Source organism: Pseudoalteromonas luteoviolacea H33-S (assembly GCF_001625695.1).
Classification (GTDB): domain Bacteria; phylum Pseudomonadota; class Gammaproteobacteria; order Enterobacterales; family Alteromonadaceae; genus Pseudoalteromonas; species Pseudoalteromonas luteoviolacea_B.
Map to the genome: position 1 here is coordinate 15,554 of NZ_AUXY01000124.1, position 11,979 is coordinate 27,532.

Consider the following 11,979-nt stretch of genomic DNA (forward strand, 5'->3'; position numbering starts at 1 on the left):
TTAAAAATATTGTTGTTATAAAAAAGTACTTCATCTATTAAACTTTTGATTGTTAAATTTTATTTATAATACTATAGATAGCATGCTTTAACACTGCATATTCCAGCCCATAATCCAGACACCTCAGTTAATAAAACGCATGCTAGTATCAATTTAGATGCGTCTTATTATCTCAGCGTTTATTTATTCTAACTTCAGACTTCCCGAATCACTATAATTAGCTAAGGAAGATAATACAAACCGATCTCCAACAGCTGCACCGCCTTTTATCTCTATAAGGCTGTCTGATTGCATGCCAAAACGGAGCTTTTGCCACTGTCCGGTGTCGTTGAGCACTTTGAGTAAACTTTGTTCCGAGTTTGCTCGAACACTTTCAGGTAACTCAATGTACAGAGCATTTTTAATAGTATCAATTTCAATACTACCATCAACCGTAAGCTCAGGCCTTAGCCCTGGTACATGCTGACCGACCAAGGCCATTTCGATGTTCACCTTGCCATCAACGACCGTCGGATCTATCCGCTTTACCACTGTATCTACCTTGCCCGCCAGAGTCTGAATACGACCAGGCATACCTAATTTGATTTTGTCTGCATTAAATTGAGGCACCTTTAACCTCACGACCAAGTCGCTGTCTGAACCCACCAAGGCTATTTTCTCACCGGCAGATACGCTGCTGCCGATATCCACAGTCAGTTCTTGAAGAATACCCGCAATACCCGCGGTCACTTGCATTTTGTCCAACATTTGCTTTGCTGTATCATAATTAAGCTGGAGTTGATCTTCAATCTTTTGTTGTAACTCAATTTGTTTTGCATGAAGATTTTTTAAGAACGCTAAACGGCCAATGCTGGTTTCGAGCTGCTTCTCAAGATCGGACAGCTTTAACGTAGTACGCTCAAAATCGATATCCGAAACGATGTTTTTCTTATGTAACTCAAGCTGAGCAGCATGATTGAGCTTTTCCAGCTGAATTTGATTGCGCAAGTTGTGAATAGTCTGCTCTTGCTCTAATAGCGTGTATTGATCCTGAAGCTTTTTTTCTTCCATGCTCGCTTTATGTTTTGCCAGTTCAAAGCTTGCCTGATCTACCTTACGGACCAATTCAGGGTTGCTCATTGCTACTATCACTGTATCGGCTTCAACACGATCCCCCGGATAAAAATACACTTTCTCAACAATCGCTTTATCATCGCTGCTAATCACACGCTGGTCTCGAGAACGCAATTTGCCATAACCTGACACCTCAATTTTCAACTCTCCTTGCTTTACGCTGGAAATCCTCAATTCTTCTTTCTTAATAACTGGTACAGTTGGAAAGAATATATAGCCAAACAGTGGTAAAAATATCACCGCACATATCAACAAACGCTTCATCAGAAGCCCGGATGAGGGGCGTTTGTTTCTCTCAATGCTGTCCTTAATATTCAGTTCCATGTAAACCTCACTACGCATTCATACTTAACCGTGTCTTTTGCCCTAAACGTTGCTTTGCAAAGGCAATAATATCGCTCATTTTTACTGCCATAGCCCAATATCAATACCAATCAGTTTGATAAACAGACTCATAAACTTACAGTAGATATTTATTCTAACATTGCTAGGACGATTAAAAGTAACACAGCAATCTGGTTGCAGCAAGTCGACCCTGCTGCGACAAACTATCAGTCACTCTTTTATTTAGCTTGTACTCACTAAAAGCAGCAACTATTGAATTTCTTATTGTAAGAGTTGAATCCTCGCGATATTTTTTTTATATTGACCAGACAGTTCATTGTGAACGCCAGACACTGCCTCAATTTATTATTATCAAGACATCATGTCTATAAGTTGATTAAAAAAATGAATAAATGGATTATAAGACCCGCAGAAAAACCCGCTGCCAAAGTTAAGCTGATATGTTTTCCCTATGCAGGCGGAGGTACGCATGTATTTGTCCCTTGGCAGCAATTACTGCACCAAGATATAGAACTGTGCATTGTTCAGCCTCCTGGGCGAGGTTCTAACTTTGAACTTGAGCCAATCGCTAACATGACGCAGTTGGTTGACGCGCTGATGCATGAATTAAGCTCAGATTTGGATAGTAATTACGTGGTATTTGGCCATAGTTTAGGTAGCAGAGTAGCGCTTGAGGTGGTATGCCGAGCGATCAACTCAGGTTATCGCAAACCCCTGCACTTTTTTGCGTCTGGCAGCCCTGGGCCTAAACACCCATGTCTAGACAAAAGCTGTACCAGCCTGAATGATGAACAATTTATCCAAGTGTTAAAAGAGCTCAATGGTACACCACCTGAAGTACTTAATAACATGGAACTACTTGAACTGTTTCTGCCGACACTGAGAAGCGATTTTCGCCTCGCAGAACAGCATAAATGCGACAAGAGCACCCTTGTTGCAGAACACATGACCATACTTTCAGGTAAACAAGATACTATCAGTACAGCTCAGCTGGACTCATGGCGTGAGTTTGCAGTTCACAGTGAGATAGTTTTGTGTGAAGGCGATCATTTCTTCATCCATTCGCATTCTGAGCAAACCGTACTGATGATCAACCAGAAGCTACAAAGCACTGGCGTGATATAACTCAGCGTGATCTCACGCGTGAGTTAGTAGATAAACATACGATAAATCGGCGGAATACCCAAGGACATCTTAGAGATGATAATAAGAACCACTATTTACTGAACAGCAATCAACCAAGCTTTAAGCAAAAGATAAGTTGTTGGTACCGAATACCAGCATCCTAAATCATATAAAACTAAATTCGCGAAACTCACAAGACGTTGTAAACATGGATAACAATATGAAAGCACACCCAACAAGCAATGCCGTAATTGAAAGTTTTATCTCTCCGGAACAACAGCTGCCCATTGTCCTGACTGCCAGAGAAAGCACGTTAGACTTAATTAGATTTGCAAAGGACAACAAAGCCTACATCAATGCCTTAAAATGCCAATATGGTGCGGTGTTGTTCCGAGGTTTTAATATCAATTCAGCTCAGCAATTTGCGGATGTTATTGAGTCAACAAGCGACACAGCTCTAGCCTATACAGAACGCTCATCACCAAGAGATACCGTGTCAGGCAACATTTATACTTCAACCTCACAACCTAAAGAAAGTGAAATTTTCTTGCATACAGAGCAGTCTTTTAATCTTACCTTTCCACTCAATATCTACTTTAACTGCCATGTTGAACCCAGCGAAGGGGGATGCACTCCGCTTGCTGATACACGCAAAATATTCAATCGTATCCCGCCACACATTCGCCAAAAGTTTATCGACAAAAATTACCTCTATCAGCGTAACTTTATGGAATACATGTACCTAAGCTGGCAGGAATGTTTTCAAACCCAAGTCCAATCAGATGTTGAGAGTTACTGTAAAGACAACAAAATTGACTTCGAGTGGGGCAGCGACGATATAACTCTAACCACGCGACAGGTGCGCCCGATGGTGTCCAATCATCCTCAAACGAATGAACCATGCTGGTTTAATCACTGCACTTTTTTCAATGTGGCGACGCTCTCTCCTGAGATCCAAGCATTTCTTTGCAGTTCATACAGCGACGAGGAGCTACCGAACCATACATTTTATGGTGACGGCACGCCAATAGAGTCTGAGGTGATCACAGCCCTGATTGACGCCTACAACGCTGAAAAAGTGACATTCAGATGGCAGCAAGGCGATGTATTAATGGTCGACAACATGCTGGTCGCACATGGCCGGGAGTCTTATCAAGGAGAACGTCTAGTGTTAACCGGGATGTCCGAACCTTGCGAACTCGCACACGTCAGTACCACAAGTTTCATAAACAAGTGATTAAAAGAATAACAAAGAGGACTTACCATGTCAGATAAATACTATCTCAGAGAAAACGTTTACATAGATCCGCTTATCAATAATTGGTATGCGTGGCCAAATTTGCTCTCCCCCTTGCCGTACTCGCTGTACATGAGCAAAACGCATATCCGCCTGATGAAGTCATTTATAGATAACTACGAGCTACATATACTCGCGAATCAAGATAAGACTATTGCCGGTGGTGGCGAGTTTATCAATTGTACCGCGGAGCAAGTTGAAGAAGTTGCGGCATTACTGAAAAAGTTTGAAACCGAAGATGCTATTTATGGCAAATTGGCGCAAGCGATTAAAGATCTCAATGCATTGTTAAAAGCACACGTCAGTGGCGAATCTTTAGATCCCCTTTATGAACAAGTGCCTGATTTGTTAAAAGGGTATGTTGAGTTAGTCATGGATACTAACCATAATGCTAGCTTCCGCATCATTGAAGGTCTAGTTTACAACAGCCATTATTACAATACCCAATTACAATCCGTTTCTTTGGGCATATTAGATGGAAACAGTGCTCGCCCATTCGTATTGAGTACGCCCAGATTTCCCGAAAACAATAACTTGCATATCCAGGAGCCATTTGCCAGTCAATTTTGGGACGACCTGTTCCGCTGCCGCGAGTATCCAATTACAAAAGCTGAGATTGATGCTTTGTTCGCTTCTAAGCTCTGTCAGGGTGGTCTCAGCCCTTATGAACTCTTTACCACTGAAGTCCCCACCAAAACGAATGTACAAAAAAAACAAGTAGCTGTGACCTACATTGGCCATGCTGGGCTGCTGATCACCACGGGAGAAACAACGATTCTGGTCGATCCCGTCATTGCAAATATTACCGATGAAAATCGCAATGAGGCGCTTGGCTTTGAACATTTACCTGAAAAAATTGATTATATATGTCTCACTCACAATCATGCTGATCATGTCAACATAGAGTCATTGCTACAACTTAGATATAAAACCGACACCATTGTTGTACCCAAAAACAACGGGGGCAGCTTGGTCGACCCATCGCTGAAACTCATGTTTAGTCAGCTCAATTTCAACGTACGTGAAATTGATGACATGGAACAAATCCCAGTTCAGGGTGGGAAAATCGTCGGGATCCCTTTTTTGGGTGAACATGGCGACCTCAACATCCGCAGTAAAACAGGCTGGTATTTTGAATTGCTCGGGAAAAAAATCTACGCAGGTGCCGATTCTTCAAATCTAGAGCCTAGAGTTTTTGAACAGGTTAATGCACTTTTTGGTGATCTGGATCTTATGGCAATTGGCATGGAGTGCGTTGGTGCCCCCTTCACCTGGCTATACGGTGCACTCTTCACAGAAAAAGTGGCGATCAACATTAAAGAGTCACGTAGATTAGACGGTTGTGACTTTGAAAAAGGCATTCAAATTGCTGAAATACTTAAGCCCCAAAATATCTGGATTTATGCGCTAGGCCTAGAAGAATGGTATAACTACTTTATGGGACTGGATTACAGCGATGACTCAAAACAACTTATTGAATCAGGTAAAATGGTAGAATACTTCAATTCAAGAGGTGTACCTGTAGAGCGGTTATGCGGTAAGCAGCACATCATATTGAGCTAATTGTTTATTCTAAAATACAGTGTCATTGTTGGTGTCGCCAACAATGACATTGAGTCTTAACTGGCAAGCAATTTTTTACTTATAAAATCTGCCAGTGAGCGAATGCCCACGGCAATTTCTTCTTCATCTATATAACTATAAGATAATCGAATGTATCTGTCGTATTGTTTGTTCACAGAGAAGAAGTTGAGTGGCATACAAATAACATTATAATCCTGAGCACATTCATATGTTTCACTTTCATTAAAACTGATCGGCAATTTAATCACGATAAAGAAACCACCTTCAGGTATATTCCAACTTACCTCGCCTGTTTTAAATCTGCCAGAACTAATAAACTCCTCTTCCAAATAATGTAAAAGTAAATCTCTGTTTTTTTTATACCTGATTATGTTTGGTGCAATTAAGTGCTTAACCGAGCAATTGTGTTCCAACAGTACACCACCCACAATAGCCTGAGCAACTTGTCCGGTATTCACACTGATCAGACTTTTAATTTTAGTTAATTCATCACTTAGTCGTCGTTTTTCATTATCATCAAGCCAGAGTTCAGTGGCAATGTAGCCCACCCTGAGACCCGGACAAATGGTTTTTGAAAATGTGCCAATATAAATAACTATCCCCTTGCTGTCTAAAGATTTCAGGGTTGGTAATGCAGTATTTTCAAATCGAAATAGACCATAAGGATTGTCTTCAATCAACATTAGGCTGAGCCCATCTGCGACACTCAACAATGCTTCACGGCGAGCCAATGACATTGAATGACCCATTGGATTATTGAAGTCAGGGATCACATATAGTGCTTTCGCGACCTTTCCGGCTTCATATATATGCTTGCACTTGCTTTGCAAACAATCAAGTCGAGGTCCTTCGTCATCGCTCTCAATCACTACTATATCAATACCAAATACACTCGCTAGGCCTGTAATACCGATATAAGTAGGATCGGTGACCAGCAATACATCAACTCCTTTAACAAACAGCCCGCTCAGAATAAGCACCATGGCCTCTTGTGCCCCATTTGTGATCACTATATCATCACCAGTTACTGTGACTTTTTCATCCAAACGCAAAGACTCGGCTACCAGATCATTAATAATCCCTTTTGTCCTACCATATTGGCCTAGCTGCTTAGTAACCACTTGTGGATCAAGACCAGATTTACTACTAATATGATTTGCAAACAGTTCAATCTGATCAAACCACTTTGACACATCAAAAAACGCTTCTAGTGGCCGACCGGATGCAAATGAAATTGCGGCAGGAAACTCACCCGCAACCTCATTAAGAAAATTCATCACTTTGAGCTCTGGTGTTGAACTAAAAGATAAATCACTCAGGCTGAGCTTAAAATTACTTTCCATACAAAAATTTAATCCAATTAATCTCGCTCTTTACTAGCCGTATTTGCAGTTGTGTCTTGCGCTACTGCTTCCCAGTTGGGCTCCCTTTTTTCACTGAAAGCACGTGGCCCTTCAATATAGTCTGTTCCGGCTAAACGTTTTTTTTCTGCAGGAAATACAGTTTGAAAACACGCAGGCAAAGAGATGTCCATAGAGCAATACCCTGCTTCCTTTATTGAACTAAGTGATAATGGTGAAGCTCGAAGTAAATCTGCGGTCCATGATGCAACAGCTTGATCTAATTCATTCGATTCTACCATTTCATTGACTAACCCTAATTCATACGCTTTCTTCGCACTCAAATTCCTTCCGCTGAGCAAATATCCCATCGCCACTTTGCATGGTAACTGTCGCATCAATCTAAACACACCACCAGCTCCAGGCACCATACCCCTTTGTGCCTCGGGCAGCCCAAAAACGGCATTGTTGGAGGCCACGATAATGTCACATGCAAGCGCAAGTTCAAACCCCCCGCCCAGTGCATAACCATTCACTTTTGCAATAATTGGCTTTGTTATATCAAAGCGTTCCGTTAAGCGAGGATAACCCGCTCGGCCCAGGCTACCATAGGAGCTAGGCGAAGCACCTTGTTTGTTGAGTTCAGCCGTTTCTTTCAAGTCTTGCCCAACACTGAATGAGCGCTCTCCAGCACCTTGTAACACAGCAACTCTTATGGATGGATCTGCCTCCAAATCAAGCCATATAGAGGCCAGCGCGCGATGAACGTCAAGATCTAGTGCATTAAGTACTTCAGGCCTGTTTAACGTGATTTCTGCCACTCCATTATGCTTGGAGTAAAGTACCTTATTATGTTCAAAGTTCATCATTTGTTCCTGTTTACTTTTTGGTCACCCGTTATGACTATTTTTGTACAGGTGTTTAGAGGTTACTTACACCCTTAAAATTAAAGCACCACAATACACAGGTTATAAACTATTTATGCCTATAAAAAACCAGCAACAACTAATTATATTAATGTAAGAGCAAAAAATTAACATGCAATAAAATAAAAATAACTAATAAAATTCTATATTTAAATATATTAAATATAGAATTAACAATAAAAAACCTCATTATATAATATTGAAATTACCTTCTATAAGCTGCCAACATAGCCTCAAAAACCAATGAATAGTCTAGATATATTCCATTTAACCCATCCTCTCTACCGGCAAGATAAGCAACTTTAAAAATCTCTTTTACTACATCCTTATCAAAATCGTTAAAAATCATATAGATCGAGCGGGTATTGTCTTTAGGAGAAACGTCCTTACAGTTATTCACACTATATCCTTTATGAATTTATTATTATTAATTTAAAAATAATACACAACATAACTTTGAACATCAAGATAAACATTTAGTAACATATTGCAATAAAATGACACTGCGACCTCCCCTATTTTAGTGCCACTATTTAGTATAATTATGCTATTTCAAGGTAATCCATTAGCGTTTGTTCAACAAAAAAATCATGAGGCAGATCATAATTATAAATATCTATCTTTTCGCCTGTAATGCCACGTACCTTTGCAGTAGTTCAACCAAATATAAACCCAATTCTTTTTCTTGGTGGCTACGACTAAATCGCGTAACAAAGCCATTTCGATACAAGCTCATAAACTCATGTTTTCGCGTATTCTAGTGGCCCAATTATCCAAAGTACTCGATGTAAATTCCGACCCATCACTCATTCGAATGCCCCTTGACTCTCCCTAACTTGAAATCACATGTTCTATCATCATGACTGCACGTTTAGCCACGAGATATCTTGCACTGGGACGCTGCTCTCTGGATGCTTGATCATGCCTATGAACTGTTTCAGTTTGTGGAATAAAATAAGAAGACATAAATAAAAATGGACATGCAAACTTTAAAAGCTAGAAGAATTTTAAATATTAATACATAACAACAACTTACAAAATAAAGAAGATCGAAAATCACCTTACATTAGATGTAAAATTAAAATAGGAATATATTCATATTATTAAGCAAGAAGCCCTAGGTTAGAAAAAGGCTAAAAATAATTTATCCTCACCAAACCCCTTATACTAATTCATCTCAGTTTTAGCTGCATGTGCGCTTAACAATAATTTGTATCTGTCCAAGGTTACTGTAGGAATCAAAAAGAGGGAACTGTTCATAGTGATTAACCATGATGACAGGTATTACTACCTTTCCTACCAAACACTCGTTATGTAAAATATGGAATTACTGTTCAGTACAATAAGTCACAAATAGAATATTGGAATAAACAATGAAACCTGAACGTCTGGCGAAATTACTCTCAGTGGCAATTATATTATTTCTAACAACCAGCAAGGTGCAAAGCTGCGAGTTTGAAGCCAAAAATAATCTGTGTATCCACCAGCAGACAATATCATTACCTTTAAAGCAACCAGTTGGGACCTTTGTTGTTCACCTAGAAGATCACAGTCGCACCGGCCATAGAACGCTTGATTTGGGTCCCAGACAACTGGGCGTTCGTTTTTTTTACCCCGCAGTAATCAATAATAAGGAAACTAAGCTGGCGGCTTTGCCGGACAAGTTTGCACGGGTTAACCAACTTATTTTCGATGAAGCCACAGAACCATCAGCAGTAGAAAAGTTAAGGTCGTTGAATTGGAACATCGCTGAAGGAGCCAAAATAGATACCTCTTCGGGCGCTTTACCCCTGATAATTTTATCTCACGGGTATTATCTCAATCCGGAGCTGTTTGTCATCTCGGCTTCGTATATTGCCAGTAGAGGCTATCTCGTCGCTTCTATTAACCATACTTTTGGCTCATCTCACTACACTCCGCCTAATTCAAAGACTAAGCTGACCATAGAATTGCCCCGTGATGACCTAGGAAGTGACTTGGCGATATGGAGCGCCGATCAGCTCTTTGTTCTTGAACACTTACAGCAAAAAAACCAAAAATCAGGGAGTGTTTTCTACAACAAAATTTCTGATAAAGTCGGCATAATTGGTCATTCTTATGGGGGTGCAGCCGCTTTTCACAGCGCAGCACAATCGGACAAAGTCGATGCCATCATTAACCTCGACGGCACGGTTTTCAATAGTAAAGGGTTGACTATTAAGCAACCCTTTATGTATGTGCACGCCGACGAGGAATACTTCAGCGAAATTTTCGTCAACGTAAAAAACAAGGGCTATGTTGCCATTTTTGAAGACCTCAATCACGTGTCTTTCACCGACTTTGTCGTCTTCAAGGAGATGATTCAGCAACCGCAATCAACACAGCAAATAGATAATAACTTCAAAGCGATTATGGATGTGGCCAACCTGAGCACAGGTTTCTTTGAGCATCACCTTGATAACAATAAAGGGGATTTTAAACCACCAGCAAATTTGTCCAGAGATGATTTTAGCTTCAAAGTTTTTGACTGCAATTCTGAGGAGTCATCGCCACAACCGTTCATGCTCTGTACCTACTATGAATTAAAGGACTGGTTACAACAGACATTTTGAATATACACGCATTAGCTGTTTTTAACGCTGTACTGTTAGCAAACAAAAATGTTTATGTGAGCTTAGATCAAAGGCATCTAATTTCACTAAATCTTTTATAGCATTTTGGGGCATACCCCCAAACTCTTACAAAACTTTCATTTTCTTCATATTCAACGCCAACAGATTCAATAAACTTGAGAATGTCGTTTTTTAGGTTTGTTACTGTTTCATGTCTGCCACCACCTTCAATTTTAAAAGTATATTTTTCGTAAGAAATATCAAACCATTCGACACCTAAGAATGGAAAAGGAAGATGATAGTACCAGTCATTTTCCCACTCAGAAATGTAACCGTTAATCCATTTGGAGCGATTACTTACAGTCCATTCATTATGTCTAAAGCTAGTGAGTATTTCGTTCCATTTTGTATTGTTACACAAACCCACTAGCTGCTTAGTTTTAACTTCCTTCAGTAGCTTGTTTTTATCTATACCTTCGGGGCAAAAATCCACCATTGGTAGCAAACTCATAGCAACACCTAAAGCTTTAATGTTGCGAATTTTCACACGTTTTAGAGCGAAGCAACACTGTAAAAACTTCCTTTATAATTAACTTGTTAAGAATTATTTTCGCACTTACCCACATCTTGGTTAACTCCTTGAATACGCATGAACCAGTTTTGAGTATCTGCCACCTTTGCTCTTGTGTCATCAACATAGGATGGTGACCCCTTAATCGGATTTATGTCACCGAAGTACTGACCGTCAACCCAAAGTGCACCTGCCGAAAGCATATAACCGCGCCACCCAACTTGCTCTAAAGTGTATGTACACTTTATTAGTGAAACCAAGTGCTCAGTAAAAACTGTTTCGTACTGTTCGAGGAGTTCTGCTTTAGTTCTGACTTGATTAGAAAACGGATAGGCAAATAGTTCTGACACTTTGTTTCGCTCGTTAGCTAACACAAGTTCTCGAAACCCTTTATAAAATTTGTTTGCATCTGTCTCAGCCGAAAGCAGGGTTTCAGCTAAACTCATACTGCTGTAAAAAATGGTAAAAATATAAATTATCCCTCTAACCATCTTTGCCTCTTAACGCCTTATTATATAGCTACTCACTACCACTAAACAGAACCACCGTATTTACTGAGCTCAAATCAACGCAATTTGTGCCTGTCCTTTGTTGCTTTTCTTTGTTGCTTTTATTGACTTTTAAACCTTAAATATATTCCTCTAAAAAAGAACTTTATGAATTCGACACAAGCCTGTAGCGTTCTTACTTTTATCTGTTTGTATATTAACTTTACCGCCAGATACCTTTGCTGTAAGCAAACTGCTATAAACGATATCTTTGTTCGAAGCGTTATGTTGTAAATAATAAGTCAGACTACAATCGCTTGAAATGTCGGAGTCGCTCTCTAAAGTAACCCAAACTCCATACGGATCACTACCATTCGCCCATACTTGAATATTACTGATTTTTCCATATGCATTGGTCCACGGACTCGCATTGGCACCAAAAGAAATAGCTACAGTGAGTAGTCCAATAAATAGATTTCTTTTCATATTACAACCCTTTTTTTAGCTTTTTTTCGAAGTTCTGCCAGAAAGCATCTGACATTTTTAAATCATCGAATTTGATCACTTCTAGTTCGATAGGGCCTTGTTTCCTAAATAAT

General features: G+C 39.9%; 11 protein-coding genes. 4 read left to right on the forward strand and 7 right to left on the reverse strand.

Going from position 1 to position 11,979, the window contains the following annotated elements; all coding sequences use genetic code 11:
* Window positions 1-183: 183 nt before the first annotated feature.
* Window positions 184-1,437 (reverse strand): efflux RND transporter periplasmic adaptor subunit, encoded by a 1,254-nt coding sequence (locus N477_RS23715; RefSeq protein ID WP_196760687.1) that lies wholly within the window; start codon window positions 1,435-1,437, stop codon window positions 184-186.
* Window positions 1,438-1,842: 405 nt separating this feature from the next.
* Here N477_RS23715 and N477_RS23720 point away from each other — a divergent pair, with 405 nt between their 5' ends.
* The 3 genes from N477_RS23720 (at window position 1,843) to N477_RS23730 (ending at window position 5,443) form a co-directional block, all read left to right on the forward strand.
* Entirely contained in the window at window positions 1,843-2,583 is a 741-nt protein-coding gene (locus N477_RS23720; protein ID WP_063363780.1) for a thioesterase II family protein, read from the forward strand.
* A gap of 220 nt (window positions 2,584-2,803) precedes the next feature.
* Window positions 2,804-3,820 (forward strand): TauD/TfdA family dioxygenase, encoded by a 1,017-nt coding sequence (locus tag N477_RS23725; protein ID WP_063363773.1) that lies wholly within the window; start codon window positions 2,804-2,806, stop codon window positions 3,818-3,820.
* 27 nt (window positions 3,821-3,847) lie between these two features.
* Window positions 3,848-5,443, forward strand: coding sequence for an MBL fold metallo-hydrolase (locus N477_RS23730; RefSeq protein ID WP_063363774.1), 1,596 nt, complete (start codon window positions 3,848-3,850; stop codon window positions 5,441-5,443).
* 56 nt (window positions 5,444-5,499) lie between these two features.
* Here the strand turns inward: N477_RS23730 and N477_RS23735 are convergent, their stop codons facing one another.
* From N477_RS23735 to N477_RS23745, 3 genes are all read right to left on the reverse strand, one after another.
* On the reverse strand, window positions 5,500-6,807 hold the full coding sequence (locus tag N477_RS23735) for a PLP-dependent aminotransferase family protein (RefSeq protein ID WP_081216597.1): 1,308 nt from the start codon (window positions 6,805-6,807) through the stop codon (window positions 5,500-5,502).
* A 17-nt stretch (window positions 6,808-6,824) separates the two neighbouring features.
* Window positions 6,825-7,673: an enoyl-CoA hydratase-related protein gene (locus N477_RS23740; RefSeq protein ID WP_196760688.1), complete on the reverse strand. Its 849-nt coding sequence runs from the start codon at window positions 7,671-7,673 to the stop codon at window positions 6,825-6,827.
* A 262-nt stretch (window positions 7,674-7,935) separates the two neighbouring features.
* Window positions 7,936-8,130 (reverse strand): hypothetical protein, encoded by a 195-nt coding sequence (locus N477_RS23745; RefSeq protein WP_063363776.1) that lies wholly within the window; start codon window positions 8,128-8,130, stop codon window positions 7,936-7,938.
* Between the two features lie 973 nt (window positions 8,131-9,103).
* Between N477_RS23745 and N477_RS23750 the strand changes: the two genes are divergently transcribed.
* A complete protein-coding gene (locus N477_RS23750; protein ID WP_063363777.1) occupies window positions 9,104-10,321 on the forward strand; it encodes an alpha/beta hydrolase family protein in 1,218 nt (405 codons plus the stop codon).
* Window positions 10,322-10,388: 67 nt separating this feature from the next.
* Here N477_RS23750 and N477_RS23755 read toward each other — a convergent pair whose 3' ends face one another.
* The 3 genes from N477_RS23755 to N477_RS23765 form a co-directional block, all read right to left on the reverse strand.
* Window positions 10,389-10,832 (reverse strand): DUF6678 family protein, encoded by a 444-nt coding sequence (locus tag N477_RS23755; protein WP_063363782.1) that lies wholly within the window; start codon window positions 10,830-10,832, stop codon window positions 10,389-10,391.
* 86 nt (window positions 10,833-10,918) lie between these two features.
* Window positions 10,919-11,383 carry a hypothetical protein gene (locus N477_RS23760; RefSeq protein WP_063363778.1) on the reverse strand — a complete coding sequence of 155 codons (465 nt, stop codon included), beginning with the start codon at window positions 11,381-11,383 and terminating at the stop codon, window positions 10,919-10,921.
* Window positions 11,384-11,533: 150 nt separating this feature from the next.
* On the reverse strand, window positions 11,534-11,866 hold the full coding sequence (locus tag N477_RS23765) for a hypothetical protein (RefSeq protein WP_063363779.1): 333 nt from the start codon (window positions 11,864-11,866) through the stop codon (window positions 11,534-11,536).
* Window positions 11,867-11,979: the final 113 nt, after the last annotated feature.

Coding starts and splice junctions, on each gene's coding strand:
- N477_RS23715 (WP_196760687.1), bottom strand. CDS start 1,437: ATGGAACTGAATATTAAGGACAGCATTGAGAGAAACAAACGCCCCTCA.
- N477_RS23720 (WP_063363780.1), top strand. CDS start 1,843: ATGAATAAATGGATTATAAGACCCGCAGAAAAACCCGCTGCCAAAGTT.
- N477_RS23725 (WP_063363773.1), top strand. CDS start 2,804: ATGAAAGCACACCCAACAAGCAATGCCGTAATTGAAAGTTTTATCTCT.
- N477_RS23730 (WP_063363774.1), top strand. CDS start 3,848: ATGTCAGATAAATACTATCTCAGAGAAAACGTTTACATAGATCCGCTT.
- N477_RS23735 (WP_081216597.1), bottom strand. CDS start 6,807: ATGGAAAGTAATTTTAAGCTCAGCCTGAGTGATTTATCTTTTAGTTCA.
- N477_RS23740 (WP_196760688.1), bottom strand. CDS start 7,673: ATGATGAACTTTGAACATAATAAGGTACTTTACTCCAAGCATAATGGA.
- N477_RS23750 (WP_063363777.1), top strand. CDS start 9,104: ATGAAACCTGAACGTCTGGCGAAATTACTCTCAGTGGCAATTATATTA.
- N477_RS23755 (WP_063363782.1), bottom strand. CDS start 10,832: ATGAGTTTGCTACCAATGGTGGATTTTTGCCCCGAAGGTATAGATAAA.
- N477_RS23760 (WP_063363778.1), bottom strand. CDS start 11,383: ATGGTTAGAGGGATAATTTATATTTTTACCATTTTTTACAGCAGTATG.
- N477_RS23765 (WP_063363779.1), bottom strand. CDS start 11,866: ATGAAAAGAAATCTATTTATTGGACTACTCACTGTAGCTATTTCTTTT.